The following is a 25,474-nucleotide window of genomic DNA, read 5'->3' as shown; positions in this document are numbered from 1 at the left end:
GTCCCGTTCGTCTAGAGGCCTAGGACACCGCCCTTTCACGGCGGTAACAGGGGTTCGACTCCCCTACGGGATACCACGTGGGTCGTTAGCTCAGTTGGTAGAGCAGTTGACTTTTAATCAATTGGTCACAGGTTCAAATCCTGTACGACCCACCATTTCCTTCCACAGGAAATCAAATAATGTGGGCGATTAGCTCAGTTGGGAGAGCACCTGCCTTACAAGCAGGGGGTCACTGGTTCGAACCCGGTATCGCCCACCACTCTCTAAATATTTTTGGAAATCAATTCCAAACCAGTTCGGTAAAAAGAGCCTGGTTCGGATTTTTGACCGCCGAAAATCTTTAGAAAGTGCTGAAAATGTACTTTGCTCTTTAACAATTTGGAAAGCTGACAAAACAATGTTTTATTTCATTGAAATAGAAGATTGTTTGTAAAGTTCTCAATTGTCTTCTTAAAGAAGACAAACAAAAACACATTCAAGTGTTCTTGGATTCACTTTTACAGTGAATATTCAAAATTGAGTCCGGCAATATCGAGTCTGCAACATGTATAAAAATGCAGACAAACCTTGGTGACTTGTTCATCAACTCGAAACTTTTTTGGGTTGTATGGTTAAGTGACTAAGCGTACACGGTGGATGCCTTGGCAGTCAGAGGCGATGAAGGACGTACTAACTTGCGATAAGCGTAGATGAGGCAGTAAGAGCCACTTGAGTCTACGATTTCCGAATGGGGAAACCCAACTGCATAAGCAGTTATCTTTAACTGAATACATAGGTTAAAGAAGCGAACCGGGAGAACTGAAACATCTAAGTACCCCGAGGAAAAGAAATCAACCGAGATTCCGAAAGTAGCGGCGAGCGAAATTGGATTAGCCCTTAAGCTTATTATGCGTCAGGCGAAGGCTCTGGAAAGGGCCGCGATACAGGGTGATAGCCCCGTAGCTGATAACGCACAGTAAGTGAAAACGAGTAAGGCGGGACACGTGTTATCCTGTCTGAACATGGGGGGACCATCCTCCAAGGCTAAATACTCCTGACTGACCGATAGTGAACCAGTACCGTGAGGGAAAGGCGAAAAGAACCCCTGTGAGGGGAGTGAAATAGAACCTGAAACCGTGTACGTACAAGCAGTAGGAGCCTCCTTTGTGGGGTGACTGCGTACCTTTTGTATAATGGGTCAGCGACTTATATTCAGTGGCAAGGTTAACCGTTTAGGGGAGCCGTAGGGAAACCGAGTCTTAACTGGGCGCACAGTCTCTGGATATAGACCCGAAACCGAGTGATCTAGCCATGGGCAGGTTGAAGGTTGAGTAACATCAACTGGAGGACCGAACCGACTAATGTTGAAAAATTAGCGGATGACTTGTGGCTAGGGGTGAAAGGCCAATCAAACTCGGAGATAGCTGGTTCTCCCCGAAAGCTATTTAGGTAGCGCCTCGGACGAATACTACTGGGGGTAGAGCACTGTTAAGGCTAGGGGGTCATCCCGACTTACCAACCCTTTGCAAACTCCGAATACCAGTAAGTACTATCCGGGAGACACACGGCGGGTGCTAACGTCCGTCGTGAAGAGGGAAACAACCCAGACCGCCAGCTAAGGTCCCAAATTATAGCTAAGTGGGAAACGATGTGGGAAGGCTTAGACAGCTAGGATGTTGGCTTAGAAGCAGCCATCATTTAAAGAAAGCGTAATAGCTCACTAGTCGAGTCGGCCTGCGCGGAAGATGTAACGGGGCTAAGCTATAAACCGAAGCTGCGGCAATGCAATTTATTGTATTGGGTAGGGGAGCGTTCTGTAAGCCGTTGAAGGTGAGTTGTAAAGCTTGCTGGAGGTATCAGAAGTGCGAATGCTGACATGAGTAACGATAATGGGGGTGAAAAACCTCCACGCCGGAAGACCAAGGGTTCCTGTCCAACGTTAATCGGGGCAGGGTAAGTCGACCCCTAAGGCGAGGCAGAAATGCGTAGTCGATGGGAAACGGGTTAATATTCCCGTACTTCTTACAATTGCGATGGGGGGACGGAGAAGGCTAGGTGGGCTTGGCGACGGTCGTCCAAGTTCAAGTGCGTAGGTTGGGTGTTTAGGCAAATCCGGACACCTAAGACTGAGACACGATGTCGAGCACCCAAGGGTGTGAAGTCATTGATGCCATGCTTCCAGGAAAAGCCTCTAAGCTTCAGATTGTAAGGAATCGTACCCCAAACCGACACAGGTGGTCGGGTAGAGAATACCAAGGCGCTTGAGAGAACTCGGGTGAAGGAACTAGGCAAAATGGTACCGTAACTTCGGGAGAAGGTACGCTCTCGACGGTGAAGTCCCTTGCGGATGGAGCTATTGAGAGTCGCAGATACCAGGTGGCTGCAACTGTTTATTAAAAACACAGCACTGTGCAAAATCGTAAGATGACGTATACGGTGTGACGCCTGCCCGGTGCCGGAAGGTTAATTGATGGGGTTAGCGCAAGCGAAGCTCTTGATCGAAGCCCCGGTAAACGGCGGCCGTAACTATAACGGTCCTAAGGTAGCGAAATTCCTTGTCGGGTAAGTTCCGACCTGCACGAATGGCGTAATGATGGCCACGCTGTCTCCACCCGAGACTCAGTGAAATTGAAATCGCTGTGAAGATGCAGTGTACCCGCGGCTAGACGGAAAGACCCCGTGAACCTTTACTACAGCTTGGCACTGAACATTGAGCCTACATGTGTAGGATAGGTGGGAGGCTATGAAGCGAAGACGCCAGTTTTCGTGGAGTCGACCTTGAAATACCACCCTTGTATGTTTGATGTTCTAACTTAGTCCCATTATCTGGGACAAGGACAGTGCCTGGTGGGTAGTTTGACTGGGGCGGTCTCCTCCCAAAGAGTAACGGAGGAGCACGAAGGTGGGCTAATCACGGTTGGACATCGTGAGGTTAGTGCAATGGCATAAGCCCGCTTAACTGCGAGAATGACGGTTCGAGCAGGTGCGAAAGCAGGTCATAGTGATCCGGTGGTTCTGAATGGAAGGGCCATCGCTCAACGGATAAAAGGTACTCCGGGGATAACAGGCTGATACCGCCCAAGAGTTCATATCGACGGCGGTGTTTGGCACCTCGATGTCGGCTCATCACATCCTGGGGCTGAAGTCGGTCCCAAGGGTATGGCTGTTCGCCATTTAAAGTGGTACGCGAGCTGGGTTTAGAACGTCGTGAGACAGTTCGGTCCCTATCTGCCGTGGGCGTTGGAGAATTGAAAGGGGCTGCTCCTAGTACGAGAGGACCGGAGTGGACGAACCTCTGGTGTTCGGGTTGTGTCGCCAGACGCATTGCCCGGTAGCTAAGTTCGGAATCGATAACCGCTGAAAGCATCTAAGCGGGAAGCGAGCCTTGAGATGAGTTCTCCCTGGCGCTATAAGCGTCCTAAAGGGTTGTTCGAGACTAGAACGTTGATAGGCAGGGTGTGTAAGCGTTGTGAGGCGTTGAGCTAACCTGTACTAATTGCCCGTGAGACTTAACCATACAACACCAAAAGGGTTTTGTAGGACTCGATTAAGACACTTGAATTGTGTTGAGACTTGAAACAGCTTTCTAAATTAAAGAATTTGCTTGGCGACCATAGCGATTTGGACCCACCTGATTCCATGCCGAACTCAGAAGTGAAACGAATTAGCGCCGATGGTAGTGTGGGGTTTCCCCATGTGAGAGTAGGACATCGCCAGGCTTTAATCTCGCTTGCTTGATGAAACATCAAGCAAGTCACCATAAAGTTTTAAGTTAATTAGAATTTTATGTTGACTTTCAAAGTGGGTAGCGTAAGATACGCGTCCTGCCTAAGTGCTAAGGCACTGAAAGCAAAGCTCTTTAACAATTTAAACCTATCAATCTGTGTGGGCACTCGTTGATGATAATCATAGCTTCTTAGGAAGCACAATGGTTTCAATGAACTGAGTGACCAATTAAGTCTTCGGACTTAGCACAGTCAATTTATTCAGTATTCATTGAGCCGAAAAAACTTTTAATTGAAGAGTTTGATCATGGCTCAGATTGAACGCTGGCGGCAGGCCTAACACATGCAAGTCGAGCGGCAGCACAGAGGAACTTGTTCCTTGGGTGGCGAGCGGCGGACGGGTGAGTAATGTCTGGGAAGTTGCCCGATAGAGGGGGATAACCATTGGAAACGATGGCTAATACCGCATAACCTCGCAAGAGCAAAGAAGGGGATCTTCGGACCTTTCGCTATCGGATACGCCCAGATGGGATTAGCTAGTTGGTGAGGTAAGGGCTCACCAAGGCGACGATCCCTAGCTGGTCTGAGAGGATGATCAGCCACACTGGAACTGAGACACGGTCCAGACTCCTACGGGAGGCAGCAGTGGGGAATATTGCACAATGGGCGCAAGCCTGATGCAGCCATGCCGCGTGTATGAAGAAGGCCTTCGGGTTGTAAAGTACTTTCAGCAGTGAGGAAGATGGTGAGATTAATACTCTCATCATTTGACGTTAGCTGCAGAAGAAGCACCGGCTAACTCCGTGCCAGCAGCCGCGGTAATACGGAGGGTGCGAGCGTTAATCGGAATTACTGGGCGTAAAGCGCATGCAGGTGGTCTGTTAAGTCAGATGTGAAAGCCCGGGGCTTAACCTCGGAATCGCATTTGAAACTGGCAGGCTAGAGTGCTGTAGAGGGGGGTAGAATTCCAGGTGTAGCGGTGAAATGCGTAGAGATCTGGAGGAATACCGGTGGCGAAGGCGGCCCCCTGGACAGACACTGACACTCAGATGCGAAAGCGTGGGGAGCAAACAGGATTAGATACCCTGGTAGTCCACGCCGTAAACGATGTCTACTTGGAGGTTGTGGCCTTGAGCCGTGGCTTTCGGAGCTAACGCGTTAAGTAGACCGCCTGGGGAGTACGGTCGCAAGATTAAAACTCAAATGAATTGACGGGGGCCCGCACAAGCGGTGGAGCATGTGGTTTAATTCGATGCAACGCGAAGAACCTTACCTACTCTTGACATCCAGAGAATTTAGCAGAGATGCTTTAGTGCCTTCGGGAACTCTGAGACAGGTGCTGCATGGCTGTCGTCAGCTCGTGTTGTGAAATGTTGGGTTAAGTCCCGCAACGAGCGCAACCCTTATCCTTGTTTGCCAGCGAGTAATGTCGGGAACTCCAGGGAGACTGCCGGTGATAAACCGGAGGAAGGTGGGGACGACGTCAAGTCATCATGGCCCTTACGAGTAGGGCTACACACGTGCTACAATGGCATATACAGAGGGCGGCTAACTTGCGAAAGTGTGCGAATCCCAAAAAGTATGTCGTAGTCCGGATTGGAGTCTGCAACTCGACTCCATGAAGTCGGAATCGCTAGTAATCGTGGATCAGAATGCCACGGTGAATACGTTCCCGGGCCTTGTACACACCGCCCGTCACACCATGGGAGTGGGCTGCAAAAGAAGCAGGTAGTTTAACCTTCGGGAGGACGCTTGCCACTTTGTGGTTCATGACTGGGGTGAAGTCGTAACAAGGTAGCGCTAGGGGAACCTGGCGCTGGATCACCTCCTTAATACGAAGATTATTGCGATGAGTGTTCACACAGATTGATGGTTTTGAAGCGTAAGCTTCGAGCTATTATTGCTCTTTAACAATTTGGAAAGCTGACAAAACAATGTTTTATTTCATTGAAATAGAAGATTGTTTGTAAAGTTCTCAATTGTCTTCGTTAAGAAGACAAACAAAAACACATTCAAGTGTTCTTGGATTTACTTTTTAAGTAAATATTCAAAATTGAGTCCGGCAATATCGAGTCTGCAACATGTATAAAAATGCAGACAAACCTTGGTGACTTGTTCATCAACTCGAAACTTTTTTGGGTTGTATGGTTAAGTGACTAAGCGTACACGGTGGATGCCTTGGCAGTCAGAGGCGATGAAGGACGTACTAACTTGCGATAAGCGTAGATGAGGCAGTAAGAGCCACTTGAGTCTACGATTTCCGAATGGGGAAACCCAACTGCATAAGCAGTTATCTTTAACTGAATACATAGGTTAAAGAAGCGAACCGGGAGAACTGAAACATCTAAGTACCCCGAGGAAAAGAAATCAACCGAGATTCCGAAAGTAGCGGCGAGCGAAATTGGATTAGCCCTTAAGCTTATTATGCGTCAGGCGAAGGCTCTGGAAAGGGCCGCGATACAGGGTGATAGCCCCGTAGCTGATAACGCACAGTAAGTGAAAACGAGTAAGGCGGGACACGTGTTATCCTGTCTGAACATGGGGGGACCATCCTCCAAGGCTAAATACTCCTGACTGACCGATAGTGAACCAGTACCGTGAGGGAAAGGCGAAAAGAACCCCTGTGAGGGGAGTGAAATAGAACCTGAAACCGTGTACGTACAAGCAGTAGGAGCCTCCTTTGTGGGGTGACTGCGTACCTTTTGTATAATGGGTCAGCGACTTATATTCAGTGGCAAGGTTAACCGTTTAGGGGAGCCGTAGGGAAACCGAGTCTTAACTGGGCGCACAGTCTCTGGATATAGACCCGAAACCGAGTGATCTAGCCATGGGCAGGTTGAAGGTTGAGTAACATCAACTGGAGGACCGAACCGACTAATGTTGAAAAATTAGCGGATGACTTGTGGCTAGGGGTGAAAGGCCAATCAAACTCGGAGATAGCTGGTTCTCCCCGAAAGCTATTTAGGTAGCGCCTCGGACGAATACTACTGGGGGTAGAGCACTGTTAAGGCTAGGGGGTCATCCCGACTTACCAACCCTTTGCAAACTCCGAATACCAGTAAGTACTATCCGGGAGACACACGGCGGGTGCTAACGTCCGTCGTGAAGAGGGAAACAACCCAGACCGCCAGCTAAGGTCCCAAATTATAGCTAAGTGGGAAACGATGTGGGAAGGCTTAGACAGCTAGGATGTTGGCTTAGAAGCAGCCATCATTTAAAGAAAGCGTAATAGCTCACTAGTCGAGTCGGCCTGCGCGGAAGATGTAACGGGGCTAAGCTATAAACCGAAGCTGCGGCAATGCAATTTATTGTATTGGGTAGGGGAGCGTTCTGTAAGCCGTTGAAGGTGAGTTGTAAAGCTTGCTGGAGGTATCAGAAGTGCGAATGCTGACATGAGTAACGATAATGGGGGTGAAAAACCTCCACGCCGGAAGACCAAGGGTTCCTGTCCAACGTTAATCGGGGCAGGGTAAGTCGACCCCTAAGGCGAGGCAGAAATGCGTAGTCGATGGGAAACGGGTTAATATTCCCGTACTTCTTACAATTGCGATGGGGGGACGGAGAAGGCTAGGTGGGCTTGGCGACGGTCGTCCAAGTTCAAGTGCGTAGGTTGGGTGTTTAGGCAAATCCGGACACCTAAGACTGAGACACGATGTCGAGCACCCAAGGGTGTGAAGTCATTGATGCCATGCTTCCAGGAAAAGCCTCTAAGCTTCAGATTGTAAGGAATCGTACCCCAAACCGACACAGGTGGTCGGGTAGAGAATACCAAGGCGCTTGAGAGAACTCGGGTGAAGGAACTAGGCAAAATGGTACCGTAACTTCGGGAGAAGGTACGCTCTCGACGGTGAAGTCCCTTGCGGATGGAGCTATTGAGAGTCGCAGATACCAGGTGGCTGCAACTGTTTATTAAAAACACAGCACTGTGCAAAATCGTAAGATGACGTATACGGTGTGACGCCTGCCCGGTGCCGGAAGGTTAATTGATGGGGTTAGCGCAAGCGAAGCTCTTGATCGAAGCCCCGGTAAACGGCGGCCGTAACTATAACGGTCCTAAGGTAGCGAAATTCCTTGTCGGGTAAGTTCCGACCTGCACGAATGGCGTAATGATGGCCACGCTGTCTCCACCCGAGACTCAGTGAAATTGAAATCGCTGTGAAGATGCAGTGTACCCGCGGCTAGACGGAAAGACCCCGTGAACCTTTACTACAGCTTGGCACTGAACATTGAGCCTACATGTGTAGGATAGGTGGGAGGCTATGAAGCGAAGACGCCAGTTTTCGTGGAGTCGACCTTGAAATACCACCCTTGTATGTTTGATGTTCTAACTTAGTCCCATTATCTGGGACAAGGACAGTGCCTGGTGGGTAGTTTGACTGGGGCGGTCTCCTCCCAAAGAGTAACGGAGGAGCACGAAGGTGGGCTAATCACGGTTGGACATCGTGAGGTTAGTGCAATGGCATAAGCCCGCTTAACTGCGAGAATGACGGTTCGAGCAGGTGCGAAAGCAGGTCATAGTGATCCGGTGGTTCTGAATGGAAGGGCCATCGCTCAACGGATAAAAGGTACTCCGGGGATAACAGGCTGATACCGCCCAAGAGTTCATATCGACGGCGGTGTTTGGCACCTCGATGTCGGCTCATCACATCCTGGGGCTGAAGTCGGTCCCAAGGGTATGGCTGTTCGCCATTTAAAGTGGTACGCGAGCTGGGTTTAGAACGTCGTGAGACAGTTCGGTCCCTATCTGCCGTGGGCGTTGGAGAATTGAAAGGGGCTGCTCCTAGTACGAGAGGACCGGAGTGGACGAACCTCTGGTGTTCGGGTTGTGTCGCCAGACGCATTGCCCGGTAGCTAAGTTCGGAATCGATAACCGCTGAAAGCATCTAAGCGGGAAGCGAGCCTTGAGATGAGTTCTCCCTGGCGCTATAAGCGTCCTAAAGGGTTGTTCGAGACTAGAACGTTGATAGGCAGGGTGTGTAAGCGTTGTGAGGCGTTGAGCTAACCTGTACTAATTGCCCGTGAGACTTAACCATACAACACCAAAAGGGTTTTGTAGGACTCGATTAAGACACTTGAATTGTGTTGAGACTTGAAACAGCTTTCTAAATTAAAGAATTTGCTTGGCGACCATAGCGATTTGGACCCACCTGATTCCATGCCGAACTCAGAAGTGAAACGAATTAGCGCCGATGGTAGTGTGGGGTTTCCCCATGTGAGAGTAGGACATCGCCAGGCTTTAAATTGCATTAGCGAGATAGCAATCTTGTTAATAAGAATACAGCGGAGCGGTAGTTCAGTTGGTTAGAATATCGGCCTGTCACGCCGAGGGTCGCGGGTTCGAGTCCCGTCCGTTCCGCCACTAATTAGAAAAAGCCTCAGTCGAAAGACTGAGGCTTTTTTGCTTTCGGTTTTAGCAATATCCACAGATTTCTCTTCTTCTTTTCATCGTTGTAGCTTGTAGCTTTGAATTGCTTCTAGCTAGCGTTTCTTTGATAGAGTGTTTCCAATATTCACAACTCCAGACTTTGTTTCCTGATACCAATCTGGAAAACTAATACCAATCTGGAAAATTAACTGGTCAGGTTTATCCATCTTCTCTCGCACATCTTTGTGACTCTTTGGGAGCAATCTAAAAAACTATTCCATGCATCGCAGACTTTGGTGACAATATCTTCGTAATCAATAAACGATTGTTTGGCTGAATAATGTTGTCTCAACCAACTCCATACTTGTTCTATTGGATTCAGCTCTGGTGAATAGGGTGGTAGTTTGGTGACGCTGATGTTATTAAATTCCTCCGCAATACCGTCTGTATGCCACCCAGCCCCATCCATCACCACGATGGCGTGACGTCCTTTTTCTGTGATTGCCGATATTTGTTCTAAATGCTCTATCATGATGTCTTTATTGACCCAAGGGACGAGCATTGCTTCACCTATGCCTTTAGTAGGGCAGACCGAGCCAAACAGGTAAACATACTCAAATTGCTGTTGCTTCACCGCCCTTGGGCGTGTTCCTCGTTCAGTCCATAAGAGGGTTGTCGTGTTTTGTTGTCCAGATCTTGCTTCGTCCTGAAACCAGGCATCGACACACTCTAGAGGTATATGTCCTGGGATCTTAAGGATCGTTTCGGAATTTGAATTTTTTAAAATCGTCTTGTGCTTGCTGAGATTGTTTGGGGTGTTTTGAGTGGGGGTTATTCATGAAAAGCCCATGTTAATGAGCACATCACAAATAGAGTTAGGCTGGAGATAGGAAAATTGCCGACGTTCTCACTTGATCTCGCCGGCATATTGGTTAGTAGAGTTCTTTGAGCTTTCTGGTTAATGTGTTGCGACCCCAGCCCAAGACTTTCGCGGCATCTTGTTTATGCCCATTAGTATGGTTTAAGGCTGCTTCCAGTAGAATGCGTTCAAACTCTGGTAGAGCATAAGACAGGATATCAGTTTCGCCTGAAGCCAATGCATTTTTTGCCCAAGCTTCAAGTTGTTTTTGCCAAGAATTATCGCCATCAAAGTCTACGTTTTTCTTCTCAGCCAGAAGCTCTGAAGGTAGATCGTTAGGTAATACTTCAGAACCTGTTGCCATCACAGTCAGCCAACGGCACATGTTCTCCAACTGGCGAACGTTACCTGGCCAATCTAAGCGAGTTAAGATCTCAAGCGTTTTAGGATGAAGAGTCTTCATTTCAACACCCAGCTCATCTGCGGCCATGGCAAGGAAGTGTTTGGTCAACTTCTCTATATCCTGACGACGTTCACGTAATGCTGGAATCTGAATTCGAATGACGTTCAAACGGTGAAATAAGTCTTCACGGAATTTACCTTGATGAACTAGTTTTTCCAAATTTTGGTGTGTCGCAGCAACGATACGAACATCTACTTTTATCGCCGAATGACCACCCACACGGTAAAACTGCCCATCGGCTAATACACGTAGCAAGCGCGTTTGGATGTCTAATGGCATGTCACCAATTTCATCGAGAAATAGAGTACCGCCGTTAGCTTGTTCAAAACGACCTTGGCGAACATTACTCGCTCCAGTAAATGCTCCTTTTTCATGGCCAAAGAGCTCGGATTCAATCAAATCCTTAGGAATAGCAGCCATGTTTAAAGCGATAAATGGCTTTTGTGCTCGAGGACTATGACGATGCAGAGCATGTGCGACTAACTCTTTACCAGTACCTGATTCACCATTGATGAGTACTGAAATTGAAGAGCGAGAAAGACGACCTATTGCACGAAACACTTCTTGCATTGCTGGTGCTTCACCGATGATTTCCGGGGCATCATCGGTATGAGCTAAATGGTGAGAGTGCTCTTTACGCTGTTCTTGACCATGGGCAATAGCGCGTTCGACTAATGTTAATGTTTCGTCGACATCAAATGGTTTAGGCAAATACTCAAACGCACCCTGTTGATAGGCATTTACAGCGGCATCGAGATCGGAGTGTGCCGTCATGATAATGATCGGTAACTCTGGGGATCTTGCATGTACTTGATTTAATAATTCTAAACCGTCAATCCCTGGCATACGGATGTCGGATACTAAAACGTCAGGAGTTTCGCGCTCTAAGGCCATTAGAACACTTTCAGCATCAGAGAACGTTTCACATTTGATATTCGCAGAAGAGAGAGTTTTTTCCATAACCCAACGAATCGAGCTATCGTCATCAACAACCCATACGTATCCTTTACTCATAATTTATTCCTTAATATCAATTTGATCATCGAGCGTTCACTGGATGGGCAGATAAATGGTAAATGTGGTTCTTCCAGGCCAGCTTTCAACATCAATTTTCCCATTGTGCTGATCAATAAGATTTTGTGAGATCGACAGCCCTAATCCCGAACCGCCATCTCTACCGCTGACCATTGGATAAAACAGTGTGTCTTGCAACTCAGTGGGAATTCCTGGGCCGTTATCGGTAATTTCAATCCTAGCGACGAGTTTATGTCGTTGACCGTGGATATTCGCTTGATGCACAGTTCTTGTGCGCAGAGTAATGATGCCATGAGATTGATGCGCTAGGATCTGCGCAGCATTGCTAACAATATTGAGTAATGCTTGTTCAATTTGATCAGTATCCATCAAGATGTCAGGTAAGCTTGGGTCGTAATCTCGTTCGATAACTAAATCAGCATTTGCTTCAAGCTCAACTAATTGGCGAACCTTCTCCAATATTTGATGCAGGTTACCTGATTTCTTTTTCCCTGGTTTCTGAGGGCCCAACAGGCGATCGACCAGCGCTCTAAGCCTATCAGCTTGCTCGATAATGATTTGGGTATACTCAGTCAGACTTTGGTCGGGAAGCATTCTCTCAAGCAATTGAGCGGCTCCACGTAGGCCTCCGAGAGGATTCTTAATCTCATGAGCTAGACCACGCACCAATAACTTGGCTGCTTGCTGTTGAGCGTGTTGATTAAGCTCTTGAGTCAGGCGGCGTTGTTGGCCGATTTTTCTCATTTCCACTAATAACATTAGCTCCTTTTTCCACGAAAGGGGGCTAACAGTTACCTCTAACATCAATGGCTTGCCATCGACGACAAAGGTAACATCGCTATCAGTAATACTTTGGCCACTTTGCAGCGGTTGTGACAACAGTGCCAGATCCATCGAGGCATGTTGGATGAGCTTTGATATAGGTTGGTTAATAATGCGTTTTGCACTCTGTGAAAAAAGTTGTTCAGCAGATGGGTTGGCATAGCGAACACATAGAGACTCATCGAGCATCAAAGTGGCTGTCACAATATTATTTATAATGGTTTGACTTAGTTCAGCGTCCACGGTGTTTTCCTTTACCTATGTTCCCAAATGATGCAATGCACTAATATTGTGCATTGTAGCATCTGTCGTGGTTCTGAAAAATGTCTAGCGAATCGCATAATGACTCGGTTTTGTGAGTCGTTGCGCACTAAATGGGCTTTTTCTCTCTGCTTAATGAGCAGATGCACCACAACGATAACTAATAATGCAATAACCTTGCCGTTAATTAGTCTATTGCGCTTTTATGTAAAGAGAATGATCAGTACTAGAGAATGGGATTTGTTCACTTTTGGTGCTTTACCTATTTTATTGCACCACGATAATAAAAAAGACCTGCTTGCGCAGGCCTTTTGTCTCTGTATGTCTAAATGACAGTCAAATTATACTGAGTAGTATAGTTCGAATTCTACAGGTGAAGTTGTCATTGCTAGACGAGTTACATCATGAGATTTCAATGAGATGTAAGAGTTGATGAAGTCATCAGAGAATACGCCGCCAGCTGTTAGGAACTCACGGTCTTCATCTAGTGCTTTCAGAGCAACGTCTAGAGTTTCTGCAACTTTTGGAATCTCTGCTGCTTCTTCAGCTGGTAGATCATACAAGTCTTTATCCATTGCATCCCCTGGGTGGATCTTGTTCTTGATACCGTCAAGACCAGCCATTAGAAGAGCTGCGAATGCCAAGTATGGGTTAGCTGCTGGGTCTGGGAAGCGAACTTCGATACGACGAGCTTTAGGGCTTGGAACCACTGGAATACGGATAGAAGCAGAACGGTTACGTGCAGAGTATGCAAGCATAACTGGAGCTTCGAATCCAGGAACTAGACGTTTGTATGAGTTAGTTGCTGGGTTTGCAAATGCGTTGATTGCACGAGCGTGTTTGATAACACCACCGATGTAGAACAGCGCAGTTTCAGAAAGACCGCCGTATTTGTCACCAGCAAATAGGTTCACGCCATCTTTAGCTAGAGATTGGTGAACGTGCATACCTGAACCGTTATCGCCAACGAGTGGTTTAGGCATGAAAGTCGCTGTTTTGCCAAATGCGTGAGCAACGTTGTGAACAACGTATTTGTAGATTTGGATTTCATCAGCTTTTGCAGTCATAGTGTTAAAACGAGTTGCGATTTCGTTTTGACCTGCAGTTGCTACTTCGTGGTGGTGAGCTTCAACAACTAGACCCATTTCTTCCATGATTAGACACATAGCAGAACGAATGTCTTGTGATGAGTCAACAGGAGCTACTGGGAAGTAACCGCCTTTAACACCTGGACGGTGGCCTTTGTTGCCATCTTCGTATTCAGTGCCAGTGTTCCATGAAGCTTCGATATCATCAATTTTGTAGAAAGAACCTGAAATATCAGAAGAGAAACGAACGTCATCGAATAGGAAGAATTCTGGTTCTGGACCAACTAGAACTGTATCAGCGATACCAGTTGAACGCATGTACTCTTCAGCGCGTTTAGCGATAGAACGAGGGTCGCGGTCATAACCTTGCATAGTTGCAGGTTCTAGAATGTCACAACGAATGTTAAGAGTTGCGTCTTCTGTGAATGGGTCAAGCACAGCTGTAGATGCATCAGGCATCATAACCATGTCTGATTCGTTAATACCTTTCCAGCCAGCAACTGAAGAACCATCGAACATCTTACCGTCTTCGAAGAAGTCTGCGTCGACTTGGTGAGCTGGGATTGATACGTGTTGCTCTTTACCTTTTGTATCGGTGAAGCGTAAGTCAACAAACTTTACTTCGTTTTCTTGGATCAGCGATAGAACATTTTCTACTGACATCTTGGATAACCTCCAGTGTTAAGATAGCGATTGGGGCACGAATCTATATGAAAGCAGCATGAGAGAATTGCTGTACCCATTTCATAATGATGTTGCTTAAACAATAGCGAGATTCGTGCCAGAAAGTTAAGTCCTTGTATTTCAATGGTTTGCTATTGCATTGACTCGTTTTGGTGCTACAAGTTGCACTAAAATGATCACCAATTGCACCAAATTAGTGCTCAGGGTTTAATGTGTGCACCAAATTTAACCAATTGGATTAATATTCAGCCTATTTCTTCTATCCGTGTCAATCGAGAATTTTCTCGAAGAATACGGTTTTTGTTTTAAATCAAATTGAAGAAGAGGAGAATAGAGGCTTAAATAAGAAAAATGGTCGTATTAGATCACATATTTCTGGGTTTTTCGCTAAAATCTGGTACATTATGGCCGTTTTTTTAACCAAGCTCTGACCTCGATTGCGCCATTGTGTCGCAATAGGTCATTTGTGAAATCAAGTGAAGCAAAATCCATGGCTACTCCACAAATTGAAAAACTAAGAAACATCGCGATCATCGCCCACGTTGACCACGGTAAAACCACCCTTGTTGACAAGCTACTACAACAGTCCGGCACATTAGAGTCTCGCGGTGAAGTTGAAGAGCGTGTCATGGACTCGAATGACATCGAAAAAGAGCGTGGCATTACTATTCTCGCTAAAAACACAGCGATTAACTGGCACGATTACCGTATTAACATCGTTGACACCCCTGGACACGCAGACTTCGGCGGCGAAGTTGAACGTATCATGTCTATGGTTGACTCAGTTCTGCTGATTGTTGACGCTGTTGACGGTCCAATGCCACAAACTCGTTTCGTAACGCAAAAAGCGTTCGCTCACGGTTTGAAACCTATTGTTGTTATCAACAAAATTGACCGTCCTGGTGCTCGTCCTGACTGGGTTATGGACCAAGTATTTGACCTATTTGATAACCTAGGTGCAACTGACGAACAGCTAGACTTCAAAGTAGTTTATGCATCTGCATTGAACGGTTGGGCAAGCACTGAAGAAGGCGTTACTGGCGAAAACATGGAACCATTGTTCCAAACTATCGTTGACGTAGTTAACGCACCAGATGTAGACCCTAACGGTGGCCTACAAATGCAAATTTCTCAGCTAGACTACAGTTCATACGTTGGCGTTATCGGTGTTGGCCGTGTAACTCGCGGTACAGTACGCCCAAACCAACAAGTAACTGTTATCTCTGCTGATGGCAAAAAACGTAACGGTAAAGTTGGTACAGTTCTAGGTTACCTAGGTCTACAACGTTTTGAAGACGAACTAGCAACTGCTGGTGACATCGTTGCAATCACTGGTCTTGGCGAGCTAAAAATCTCTGACACCATTTGTGATGTGAACAATGTTGAAGCATTGCCACCACTATCTGTTGACGAACCAACTGTAACCATGACTTTCCAAGTAAACACTTCTCCGTTTGCTGGTAAAGAAGGTAAGTTTGTTACTTCACGTAACATCCTAGAACGTCTAGAAAAAGAATTGGTTCATAACGTAGCACTACGTGTGCAACAAACTGACGACCCAGACCGTTTCCGCGTATCAGGCCGTGGTGAACTTCACCTTTCTATCCTGATTGAAAACATGCGTCGTGAAGGCTTCGAGCTTGCTGTATCTCGTCCTGAAGTTATTCTGAAAACGGTTGATGGCCAATTAATGGAACCGTTTGAAACGGTAACTATCGACGTTCTTGAAGAACACCAAGGCGGTGTGATGGAGAAAATTGGTTTACGTAAAGGTGAACTGAAAAACATGTCTCCAGATGGTAAAGGTCGTGTACGTCTAGACTTCGTTATGCCTTCTCGTGGTTTGATCGGCTTCCAAACAGAGTTCATGACACTGACTTCTGGTTCAGGTCTTCTATACCATACATTTGATCACTATGCTGCACACAAAGGCGGTAACATTGGTCAACGTCAAAATGGTGTATTGATCTCTAACGCAACTGGTAAAGCTCTGACTTACGCACTGTTCAACCTTCAAGATCGTGGTCGTCTATTTACTGAGCACGGTGACGAAGTGTATGAAGGTCAGCTAGTGGGTATCCACAGCCGTTCGAACGACCTAACAGTTAACTGTTTGAAAGGTAAACAGCTAACTAACGTTCGCGCATCTGGTACTGATGAAGCACAGGTTCTTACTCCAGCAATCAAATTCACTCTAGAGCAAGCTCTTGAGTTTATCGATGATGATGAATTGGTAGAAGTAACTCCTGAAAGCATCCGTCTACGTAAACGTTTCTTAACTGAAAACGATCGTAAACGTGCATACCGTAGCGGTCAATAATCCTGTATCGCTAGTGAAAACCTCCGCATTGTCGGAGGTTTTTTTTTGATTATTGGTAGGGAAATATCATTCACTTTGCTCAGACTCTGCATTATTTGGCATATTCGATTAGAATGAACAACATAGAAAACTGACCAATTTGCACTTGTTATGATAACCGCACATCCTTTCTTTACTTACTCTTTGCGCTATCTTCGATACCTTATGGCGCGAATGGGACATGACCGCATTAATGTGAGTGCTGGCTATTTGGCGTATATCACGCTCATTTCGATTGTACCAATGCTCACCGTTTTGCTCTCAATCCTCTCTTCATTTACTGTTTTTTCTGATGTGGGTGAAGTCATTCAAGACTTTGTCATTACGCACTTTGTCCCTGCGGCTGGAGATGCGGTTAGCCACGCTTTAAAACAGTTTGTCAGCAATACAGGCAAGATGACCATTGTTGGCAGCTTATTTTTGTTTGTTGCTGCAATCATGCTGATTTCTAACGTTGATAAAAATTTAAATTTTATTTGGCGGGTTAGAAAAAAACGCCGCATGGTGTTCTCTTTTTCGATGTATTGGATGTTTTTAACGCTAGGGCCGATCCTTATTGGTGCAAGCATTGCGCTTAGCTCTTACATCATGTCGCTGAAGATTATAGAAAATGAGACGTTAACCGGTGCATTTAACTTTTTTCTTCGCTGGCTTCCTATTATTCTTTCTTTCTTGGCATTCATGGTACTGTATCTACTTGTACCGAATAAGAAAGTCCGGTTTCATCATGCTATCGTTGGGGCAATTTCAGCAGCTATCTTGTTTGAATTAAGCAAGAAAGGGTTTGCTGTGTACATTACCCAGTTCCCGTCTTACCAATTGATTTATGGCGCTCTAGCGGCAATTCCGATTCTTTTCGTCTGGGTTTATTTGTGTTGGCTAATCGTCTTAGTTGGTGCAGAAATCACAGCGGCTCTAGGAGAAAAAGAATTTTGGGGAGAGGACTTGATGGCTCATGAGGATATGACGGCTGTAATAGAGAAAGGAAAAATAAGTGATAGCATTGATTCAACGAGTGAGTGAAGCGGCAGTACGTGTTGACGGAAATATTGTCGGTGCGATTGATAAAGGACTTCTAGTATTACTTGGGGTTGAAAAAGAAGACGATGAAGCGAAAGCTAAGCGTTTGATGGAACGTGTTACGACTTATCGAGTTTTTGAAGACGAACAGGGTAAGATGAACCTGAGCGTCAAAGATGTGGGTGGCAGCGTGTTGGTGGTTTCTCAATTTACTCTCCCAGCTGACACGAAAAAAGGGACGCGAGCAGGATTCTCGCGTGGCGCTCATCCTGACGATGCTCGTCGACTTTATGATTATTTTGCCGATCTCTGCGAAGATGAACTTCCTACGCAGCGAGGTCAGTTTGCGGCAGATATGAAAGTCTCACTGATTAACGATGGTCCAGTAACCTTTTGGCTGCAGGTATAGAAATAGAGTTGTGGTAATTTCTTCTCAACAAGGAATTCATTCAAAGGATAGTTAATCGAGATTGCTATGTTTAAACTCATTACCCCTAATAATGATAACCAATTAAGCAAGTACTTTTACTTTCGTTGGCAGATGCTTAGAGAGCCTTGGCGTATGCCTTTGGGTTCGGAAAAAGACGAATATGATTCGATGAGCCATCATCGCATGATTGTGGATGGTCGCGGTCGACCTATTGCTATCGGTCGTCTTTACATCACTCCGGATTGCGAAGGTCAATTGCGTTATATGGCGGTAAAGGCTAGCCGTCGAGGTAAAGGAATGGGGTCTTTGTTGCTGGTGGCGTTAGAGTCGTTAGCTCGTCAAGAAGGGGCTAAACGCTTGGTGTGTAACGCCCGCGAAGATGCCATAAACTTTTATGAAAAAAATGGATTTGAGCGTCGCGGCGAGCTAACTGATGAACGTGGTCCAGTTCGACATCTACAAATGGTGAAACCGCTTGATGCTATGGCGAACGTCATGCGTAAGCCTGAGTGGTGTGCAGAGTTACAACAGCGCTGGGAAGAGAATATTCCAATCAGTGAAAAGATGGGGATAAAAATCCTTGAATACACTGGGTATCAATTCCAGTGCAGTGCACCATTAAATCCCAATTTGAATCCACACAATACAATGTTTGCTGGCTCGGCATTCACCATGGCGACATTAACAGGTTGGGGTATGGCTTGGCTTTTGATGCGTGAGCGTGGTTTAAAAGGCGACATTGTTTTAGTCGATAGCCATATTCGTTACCGTAAGCCTATTTTTTCTAGTCCTGTCGCTTCTACATCGATGGACAGTATTAGTGGCGATTTAGATAGATTAGCTTCTGGACGAAGAGCTCGAATCGTAGTGAAAGTGACAATATCGAGTGATGGAGAAGACTCTGTAGAGTTTATCGGCACTTATATGTTGATGCCTAACTACAAAGAAACATTAGAAAAAATGCCTCACTGAGTGAGGCATTTTTTTATTTAGTTGCTGGGCATTCACTGACCAGCGTTTTATCGCGCAATAAATCAAAATTGACGTTTTGGCAGCCTTGCTCGGTTTTGAGTAGGAGCTGTCCTGCATCTGGTGCAACCAGATCAACGTCGCCGAATAACGAGGCTTTTAGTCCTGCTCCCGTTAAGCTGATTTCAGGAATGGTGATTCTGCCTCGATCGGCCCGCATTTGGATATTATCCACACCGAAGGGTTGTATTACTGTGGTGTTATCGTACTTCAATGTTGCAATACCTTGGCGCAGACTAACAGCAGCTTTGCCAGTTAATGTGTGCATGAGCACCAAAGCATTACCTCCCAAGCCGGATAAATCAATATCGGCTTCTGCCAGTGCACTGACTTGAAAAGGTATGTTTAGGTACTGATTGATTAAATCGACAGGAACACCGTCTCCATGGGCTTTCAGTTGCCATGGGCCACTTCCCTGACCAAAATCCCATTGCGCGGTCGCATCCAGGTAGCCCTGTTGGAAAGGCAAAAATGCACGACTTAGCTGCCAAACGCCTTGTTCACTGTGCATCTCCAGCAAGCTTTGGCTGGTAATTGTGTCTCCTAGGCTTGCACTATTGGCTGAAAGCCTCAGAGAGCCACTCCAGAGCCCAATATGCCCAGATTTAAGTAGTTGTGTGTTCTGACCTTCAATATTTAAACCAGAAAGCTGCCAGAAAGGTTTTTGGGCAGTTTGGATCAGTTGAATGTTATCGAGAGAAAGCGAGTCGATTTGCAAATTATCCCAATCTGGGATGACTGGAATTTGTTCTAGGTCGCTTGCTTTGTCACCGAACCATTTTAGCCCTTGTGCAGTTAACGAGGTTAAATGGAGTCCTTCGTCAGTCCATTGACCAGCCAATTGGATATTGCCTTGCAGTACACTGGATGTGAAATCTTGAATGATAAGATGATGGTTAGCAAAGGCGAGTGTTGTGTTTGGGTCAACCCACTGAACCCCCAACCATTGTGCTGTATCCGCGTGCAGAGAGAGCGTACCTTGCGATGGGATCAGCCCATCTAAATCGGTATTTTCCAGAGATAAGTCAGCATTGATTAACTGAATGCCTTGCCAAGTAATGTTGCTATTAAGCAAATCTAGACTGTTAATATGGTGGATAACAAACGGTAAAGACTGCCATTTATAGTCTAATTGCTGCGTAATACTCTCGGGCAATGTTAGATGGTTTACCGTGACATTGACGAGTGACCAACCTTGCGGATATTGCTCGGCTTGTCCGGAAATTTGGCCGCCACGCCAGTTCAGTGTCATACCATAAATCGTTGAATCCTGGGGTTGGTAATTGGCATCAATGAGCAAATTGGTCGCTTCTTCTCCCTGCCAATGCCATTCCTGTGCGGCAAGTTGAATTTCACCATAAGGAAGCTCTTGTCCATCATGTGTCCATGTAGGATTTTTTACTTGCAGGCTCAGCCCGGCAATCTGGTAATCATCTTGGTTAATCGTAATGTTATGTAGTGCCAGCTGGTGGAGCTGAATATGGGATGTGAGTTGATTCAATTCCGGAAGCTGATTGAGTTCGCCACCATCAAAGAGCACGCTGTCAATGAGCCATTTACCATCTTGGTATATTTGGCTGTTTAACCAAATATCGACTTGGTGAAAGCCCAGAATCTCTGAACCTGTTTGCCATTTAGGTTGCTGCAGCTTTATATGATACGGAAAGTCATACTCTACTTGGCTAAATTCAATTTCGTTAGGGGACCATTGAGAGATAAGCCAGCTAGCAATTGGAGTGGCGAGGCGAGTATTCATCAAACCAAATAGAGTGGCGCAAACTGCCAACGCTATGATTAAAAATGAAAAAAAAACGAAGAACAGCTTTTTCATGATCCAATTGATGCCCTAAATAAACGAGATAACAGAGTGGAGCAAATTGGTATTTTGTTCAACTAAAATGGATGAAAAAAGCCCCGAATTTCGGGGCTTTTGTTAGACGAATTTCGTTAGTCTAGTTGTGGCCCTGCGGCAACCAAAGACTTACCTTCCTGGTTATCAGTGTATTTAGCAAAGTTATTGATAAAACGCTGCGCCAAATCTATCGCTTTGCTTTCCCATTGTAGTGGGTCAACATAAGTTTCACGAGGGTCGAGGATCTCTGGGTTCACATCGTGTAGAGCTTTAGGCACTTCCAAATTGAAAATCGGAATTTGCTGGGTTTCTGCATCTTCAATTGAACCGTCCAAAATCGCATCGATAATCGCACGAGTATCTTTGATAGAAATACGTTTACCCGAACCGTTCCAGCCAGTATTCACCAAGTAAGCTTGTGCTCCAGCGGCTTCCATTCGTTTTACCAACACTTCAGCATATTGAGTTGGGTGAAGCGTTAAGAATGCAGCACCAAAACAAGCAGAGAAGGTTGGTGTTGGTTCGGTAATACCACGTTCAGTCCCTGCTAGTTTTGCAGTAAAACCAGAGAGGAAATGGTACTTAGTCTGTTCTGGGGTCAACTTAGACACTGGTGGCAATACCCCAAATGCATCCGCTGACAAGAAGATCACTTTCGTTGCGTGGCCACCCTTAGATACCGGTTTAACGATGTTATCGATATGGTAAATTGGGTAAGAAACGCGAGTGTTCTCTGTTTTAGAACCGTCATCAAAATCCACAGAGCCATCATTGCGAACGGTAACGTTTTCCAATAGGGCATCACGGCGGATAGCGTTATAGATATCAGGTTCCGCTTCTTTTGATAACTTGATGGTTTTTGCGTAGCAGCCACCTTCAAAGTTAAATACGCCATCGTCATCCCAGCCGTGTTCATCATCGCCGATGAGCGCACGTTTAGGGTCGGTAGAAAGTGTGGTTTTCCCTGTTCCTGACAAGCCGAAGAAAACAGCAACATCGCCTGCTTTGCCCATATTGGCTGAGCAGTGCATTGATGCGATTCCCTTTAATGGCAGGAAGTAGTTCATCATTGCGAACATGCCTTTTTTCATTTCGCCGCCGTACCAAGTACCACCAATCAATTGCATTTTTTCGGTGAGGTTAAATACGGTGAAGTTTTCTGAATTAAGACCTTGCTCTTGCCACTTGTCATTGGTGCATTTAGCGCCATTCATGACGACGAAGTCTGGTTCAAAGTTAACCAGTTCACTGTCGGTTGGGCGAATGAACATGTTTTTAACGAAGTGTGCTTGCCAGGCTACCTCTGTGATAAAGCGAACGCAAAGACGAGTGTCTGCGTTTGCACCACAGTAGCCATCGACTACAAACAAGCGTTTGCTTGATAGCTGTTTAGCGACCAACTTTTTCAAGTCATTCCATACAGCTTGTGAAATAGGCTTGTTGTCGTTTTTCGCTTGAGCAGATGTCCACCACAAAGTATCACGTGTGGTGTTGTCTTCGACGATGAACTTATCTTTTGGTGAGCGGCCTGTGAAGATCCCCGTATCTACCGCAACAGCGCCAAGTTCGGTGACGATACCTTTCTCATAACCTTGTAGGTCTGGTCTAGTCTCTTCATCGAATAGCACTTGATAGCTCGGATTTCGTAACACTTCGGTTACACCGGTAATGCCATATTGGGTCAGATCTAAGCTCGCAGCCTTTGTATGTTCCATAATGGTCATAGGTGCTCCTTTTAGGATTTTGTAGGGTTTTTTTATTAATTAATAGTTGTTGTTTATATACATGCTAGCAACGGGTGAAGAGTAAAACAGGGAGTATGTTCAAAATTTGAACAAGCTCCAATTTGTCCGCGAAGCCCATCTAGCCTAAAGGTCGTCCATTCTATCCTGTATGTAAAGGATTGCACCAGACCTAAGTTATTAATAATCTGTAAAAATTAAGTAGGAATTTTGATTTGGAATTTTATGCTGATTATTGCGTATTGATCACAAAAAAAGCCGGTCTTTGACCAGCTTTAATCGTTGTTAAGATGTGCTTGGTAAGTAACGCAAATTAATGCAGATTGTTACCCTGTTGTTGATTGGCTTGGACGTAAAGCTCAGCAACTTCTTTTGCATCAAAAGCATAAGTTGTACCACAGTAATCACAGTGTAGAGCAACTTGACCTTCTTCTTCCAAAATGGATTCAATTTCTGCACGATCGACAGTGATGATCGCTGCAGCGCTACGTTCACGAGAACAACCGCATTGGAATGTCACAGGTTTTGCTTCAAATAGCTGAACTGTTTCTTGGTTGTATAAGCGATACAACACGTCATTTGCTTCTAGAGAGAACAATTCATCGTTTTTGATGGTGTCGGTAAGTTGCTCTAGATGCTCGAAGTCGTCTGGTGAGCCTGTGCCGTCTGGAACGGTTTGTAGCAACATACCAGCAGCATGAGCTTTACCTTCATATTCACCAGTGCGAATCCAAAGGCGAGTTTTCAACTGTTCAGAACGCTCAAAGTAACTTTCGATAACGTCTGCTAGAGTATCACCTTCAAGACCAACGATGCCTTGGTAGCGTTCACCTTGTTTAGGTTCAATGGTAATCACTAGATGGCCTTTACCCATCATGTCATGCAGAGTCGCATCAGCGTCAATGTCAGCGTTTACACGAGCTACACCACGTATTTTGTGCTCATTATTACCATTGATAACCGCTAGAGAGACTGGACCATCGCCTTGCAGTTGCAATGTGATTGACCCTTCGAATTTCAAAGTGGCAGTCAACAATGCAGTGGCAATCGCCAACTCACCGATGAGACGTTGAACAGGTGCTGGGTAGTCCTTACCGGTGATCATTTGCTGGTAGGTTTCATCCAGTTGTACCAGCTCGCCACGTACTGATAGATCTGCAAAAAGGTAGCGATTTAGCATGTTGTTTGCCATTGAGGAAACTCCGGCTCTCTATTATTGATGTTTAAATTTAATGATGTCGCGTCGTTGTTTTTTATCCGGGCGACGATCTGGACTTGGGCTTACCGCGTGCAGTTTACGCGCTAAGGCGTTTTTTTCGCGTTTTTCAATGCTTTCAACGGTTTCTTGATACATTGCCTGCGCTTCTGGCGCGCCACGACGCTGCTCTGAAATTTGTTCGATTATGACGGTTTTTTCTTCATACCCTAATCTTAGGGTAATTGTTGCGCCTAATTCGACCACTTTACTTGGCTTGCTGCGTTGCCCATTATAGTGAACTTTACCGCCATCGACCATATTCCGGGCGATAGAGCGTGTTTTGTAGAAACGAGCAGCCCAAAGCCATTTATCGAGTCTAACTGCCTCAGAATTGGAACTCATGTCGGCAAAATACCTCTAATATTTGTTTTGTTACTTGTATTAGTGATAACAATGGAGTCGGGATAGTCTATTTTCAAGCGCTGTACATAATTTATCGGGCAACATGATTATGTCATGACCCTGTGTTATATTTACGCGCTTTATTAATATCTTGAATTTAAAGGTTCCTGCTTATCAACTCTCTAAATAAGGACTCTCTTAACTGTGGAGCGGATGGATTTAAATTGGCATTTTTTGACTCATTTTAACGGAGTGGCTGCGTGGTTTAAAACCCGGCCTTGGCAATCGCCAACGAGTCAAACATTAACGACCTTAATATTGGTGGCAACTGCTTGGATTTTAGGGGAAATCATATGGTTAATTCCTAATGAAGCCAAAGCAGTTCCAACTTGGGCTGCGGCTCACGTTGTTGTGAGCAAAAACGAATCGAATATTGATATTGATTCGCTAAAACAGGCAGACTTATTTGGTCATTACGTTCCGAATCAACAAGCTGATGTCAATAATTCCGTGAAAGTGGATGCTCCTAAGACTCGACTTAATTTGACTTTGGCGGGTGTGGTCGCAAGTTCTGATCCCTCTCTGAGTTTGGCCGTCATTGCAAATCGTGGTGCTCAAGATACTTATGGTATCAACGAAGTGATTCAAGGCACTCGAGTGAAGCTCAAAGCGGTGCTGGTGGATCGAGTGATTCTCGACAATGAAGGCCGAGACGAGACGCTCATGTTGGATGGTGTCGACTACTCTAAACCTGCACTGGATAATCCTGAACCTCTTCGAGTGGAACCAGTTGCCAATGAAGAGGTCAATGATGAGTCTCCTGATCCACAAGATAAGTTGGCTAAGATTCATCAAGAGATACAAAACGATCCTAAAGCGTTATTGAAATATGTCCGATTGAGCATAGTGAAAGAAGGTGATGACATTAAAGGTTATCGCCTTTCTGCTGGCTCAGATCGAGCATTGTTTGACTCCGTAGGTTTGAAAGACGGCGATGTTGCTGTTTCGATCAATGGTGTGGATTTAAAGGATGCGGACGCCCTGACCAAAGTGCTAGGTGCTTTGTCCGATACACAAGAAATTAATTTAACAGTAGAGCGGGATGATCAATTAGAAGATATCCAGTTTGGTCTGTAAATCTGATGCATCAAGTCTAGGAGT

The 25,474-nt window shown here is 45.7% G+C and carries 13 protein-coding genes, 4 tRNA genes and 5 rRNA genes; 14 read left to right on the top strand and 8 right to left on the bottom strand.

What is annotated here, in order from left to right; genetic code table 11:
* The 9 genes from OCV11_RS15880 to OCV11_RS15840 all read left to right on the top strand — a co-directional run bounded on the left by OCV11_RS15880 (position 1) and on the right by OCV11_RS15840 (position 9,063).
* A tRNA-Glu gene (locus OCV11_RS15880) sits at positions 1 to 76 on the top strand.
* Between the two features lie 3 nt (positions 77 to 79).
* Positions 80 to 155, top strand: a tRNA-Lys gene (locus OCV11_RS15875).
* Positions 156 to 183: 28 nt separating this feature from the next.
* Positions 184 to 259: transfer RNA gene (locus tag OCV11_RS15870), tRNA-Val, on the top strand.
* 350 nt (positions 260 to 609) lie between these two features.
* A 23S ribosomal RNA gene (locus OCV11_RS15865) occupies positions 610 to 3,496 on the top strand.
* A gap of 86 nt (positions 3,497 to 3,582) precedes the next feature.
* Positions 3,583 to 3,698: ribosomal RNA gene (gene rrf / locus OCV11_RS15860) — 5S ribosomal RNA — on the top strand.
* 295 nt (positions 3,699 to 3,993) lie between these two features.
* Positions 3,994 to 5,536 (top strand): 16S ribosomal RNA (locus tag OCV11_RS15855).
* 314 nt (positions 5,537 to 5,850) lie between these two features.
* Positions 5,851 to 8,737: ribosomal RNA gene (locus OCV11_RS15850) — 23S ribosomal RNA — on the top strand.
* Positions 8,738 to 8,823: 86 nt separating this feature from the next.
* Positions 8,824 to 8,939: ribosomal RNA gene (gene rrf / locus OCV11_RS15845) — 5S ribosomal RNA — on the top strand.
* The 16S, 23S and 5S rRNA genes sit together here with 4 tRNA genes alongside, the layout of an rRNA operon.
* 47 nt (positions 8,940 to 8,986) lie before the next feature.
* Positions 8,987 to 9,063: transfer RNA gene (locus tag OCV11_RS15840), tRNA-Asp, on the top strand.
* A gap of 211 nt (positions 9,064 to 9,274) precedes the next feature.
* On the opposite strand, the gene OCV11_RS15835 is transcribed toward OCV11_RS15840, so the two are convergent.
* The 4 genes from OCV11_RS15835 to glnA form a co-directional block, all read right to left on the bottom strand.
* Positions 9,275 to 9,808: an IS630 family transposase gene (locus tag OCV11_RS15835; RefSeq protein ID WP_261896323.1), complete on the bottom strand. Its 534-nt coding sequence runs from the start codon at positions 9,806 to 9,808 to the stop codon at positions 9,275 to 9,277.
* A 193-nt stretch (positions 9,809 to 10,001) separates the two neighbouring features.
* Complete coding sequence (gene glnG / locus OCV11_RS15830; RefSeq protein ID WP_261894003.1) at positions 10,002 to 11,405, bottom strand: nitrogen regulation protein NR(I); 1,404 nt, start codon at positions 11,403 to 11,405, stop codon at positions 10,002 to 10,004.
* A gap of 36 nt (positions 11,406 to 11,441) precedes the next feature.
* Complete coding sequence (glnL, locus tag OCV11_RS15825) at positions 11,442 to 12,491, bottom strand: nitrogen regulation protein NR(II) (RefSeq protein WP_261894002.1); 1,050 nt, start codon at positions 12,489 to 12,491, stop codon at positions 11,442 to 11,444.
* A 359-nt stretch (positions 12,492 to 12,850) separates the two neighbouring features.
* Positions 12,851 to 14,260, bottom strand: coding sequence for a glutamate--ammonia ligase (gene glnA / locus OCV11_RS15820; RefSeq protein ID WP_261894000.1), 1,410 nt, complete (start codon positions 14,258 to 14,260; stop codon positions 12,851 to 12,853).
* Between the two features lie 511 nt (positions 14,261 to 14,771).
* Here glnA and typA point away from each other — a divergent pair.
* The 4 genes from typA (at position 14,772) to OCV11_RS15800 (ending at position 19,062) form a co-directional block, all read left to right on the top strand.
* Positions 14,772 to 16,601: a translational GTPase TypA gene (typA, locus tag OCV11_RS15815; RefSeq protein WP_261893998.1), complete on the top strand. Its 1,830-nt coding sequence runs from the start codon at positions 14,772 to 14,774 to the stop codon at positions 16,599 to 16,601.
* A 150-nt stretch (positions 16,602 to 16,751) separates the two neighbouring features.
* Complete coding sequence (locus OCV11_RS15810; RefSeq protein ID WP_261893997.1) at positions 16,752 to 17,663, top strand: virulence factor BrkB family protein; 912 nt, start codon at positions 16,752 to 16,754, stop codon at positions 17,661 to 17,663.
* Positions 17,635 to 18,069 (top strand): D-aminoacyl-tRNA deacylase, encoded by a 435-nt coding sequence (dtd, locus tag OCV11_RS15805; RefSeq protein ID WP_261893996.1) that lies wholly within the window; start codon positions 17,635 to 17,637, stop codon positions 18,067 to 18,069. Before OCV11_RS15810 ends, dtd begins: the two co-directional genes overlap by 29 nt.
* 66 nt (positions 18,070 to 18,135) lie before the next feature.
* Positions 18,136 to 19,062: a bifunctional GNAT family N-acetyltransferase/hotdog fold thioesterase gene (locus OCV11_RS15800; RefSeq protein ID WP_261893995.1), complete on the top strand. Its 927-nt coding sequence runs from the start codon at positions 18,136 to 18,138 to the stop codon at positions 19,060 to 19,062.
* A gap of 13 nt (positions 19,063 to 19,075) precedes the next feature.
* Here OCV11_RS15800 and OCV11_RS15795 read toward each other — a convergent pair whose 3' ends face one another.
* From OCV11_RS15795 to hslR, 4 genes are all read right to left on the bottom strand, one after another.
* Positions 19,076 to 20,950 carry an AsmA family protein gene (locus tag OCV11_RS15795; protein WP_261893994.1) on the bottom strand — a complete coding sequence of 625 codons (1,875 nt, stop codon included), beginning with the start codon at positions 20,948 to 20,950 and terminating at the stop codon, positions 19,076 to 19,078.
* 116 nt (positions 20,951 to 21,066) lie between these two features.
* Positions 21,067 to 22,695 (bottom strand): phosphoenolpyruvate carboxykinase (ATP), encoded by a 1,629-nt coding sequence (pckA, locus tag OCV11_RS15790; RefSeq protein ID WP_261893993.1) that lies wholly within the window; start codon positions 22,693 to 22,695, stop codon positions 21,067 to 21,069.
* A gap of 331 nt (positions 22,696 to 23,026) precedes the next feature.
* Positions 23,027 to 23,905, bottom strand: a complete 879-nt coding sequence (gene hslO, locus OCV11_RS15785; protein WP_261893992.1) for an Hsp33 family molecular chaperone HslO — start codon at positions 23,903 to 23,905, stop codon at positions 23,027 to 23,029.
* 21 nt (positions 23,906 to 23,926) lie between these two features.
* Positions 23,927 to 24,313 (bottom strand): ribosome-associated heat shock protein Hsp15, encoded by a 387-nt coding sequence (hslR, locus tag OCV11_RS15780; protein WP_261893991.1) that lies wholly within the window; start codon positions 24,311 to 24,313, stop codon positions 23,927 to 23,929.
* Between the two features lie 213 nt (positions 24,314 to 24,526).
* Here hslR and gspC point away from each other — a divergent pair, with 213 nt between their 5' ends.
* Complete coding sequence (gspC, locus tag OCV11_RS15775; RefSeq protein ID WP_261893990.1) at positions 24,527 to 25,450, top strand: type II secretion system protein GspC; 924 nt, start codon at positions 24,527 to 24,529, stop codon at positions 25,448 to 25,450.
* Positions 25,451 to 25,474: the final 24 nt, after the last annotated feature.

This window comes from Vibrio porteresiae DSM 19223, from assembly GCF_024347055.1.
GTDB classification, from domain to species: domain Bacteria; phylum Pseudomonadota; class Gammaproteobacteria; order Enterobacterales; family Vibrionaceae; genus Vibrio; species Vibrio porteresiae.
The sequence above is the reverse complement of the archived record's forward strand: the minus strand, read 5'-3'. Positions and strand labels throughout refer to the sequence as shown.

Coding starts and splice junctions, on each gene's coding strand:
- hslO (WP_261893992.1), bottom strand. CDS start 23,905: ATGGCAAACAACATGCTAAATCGCTACCTTTTTGCAGATCTATCAGTA.
- typA (WP_261893998.1), top strand. CDS start 14,772: ATGGCTACTCCACAAATTGAAAAACTAAGAAACATCGCGATCATCGCC.
- glnG (WP_261894003.1), bottom strand. CDS start 11,405: ATGAGTAAAGGATACGTATGGGTTGTTGATGACGATAGCTCGATTCGT.
- hslR (WP_261893991.1), bottom strand. CDS start 24,313: ATGAGTTCCAATTCTGAGGCAGTTAGACTCGATAAATGGCTTTGGGCT.
- gspC (WP_261893990.1), top strand. CDS start 24,527: ATGGATTTAAATTGGCATTTTTTGACTCATTTTAACGGAGTGGCTGCG.
- pckA (WP_261893993.1), bottom strand. CDS start 22,695: ATGACCATTATGGAACATACAAAGGCTGCGAGCTTAGATCTGACCCAA.
- OCV11_RS15810 (WP_261893997.1), top strand. CDS start 16,752: ATGATAACCGCACATCCTTTCTTTACTTACTCTTTGCGCTATCTTCGA.
- glnA (WP_261894000.1), bottom strand. CDS start 14,260: ATGTCAGTAGAAAATGTTCTATCGCTGATCCAAGAAAACGAAGTAAAG.
- OCV11_RS15795 (WP_261893994.1), bottom strand. CDS start 20,950: ATGAAAAAGCTGTTCTTCGTTTTTTTTTCATTTTTAATCATAGCGTTG.
- OCV11_RS15800 (WP_261893995.1), top strand. CDS start 18,136: ATGTTTAAACTCATTACCCCTAATAATGATAACCAATTAAGCAAGTAC.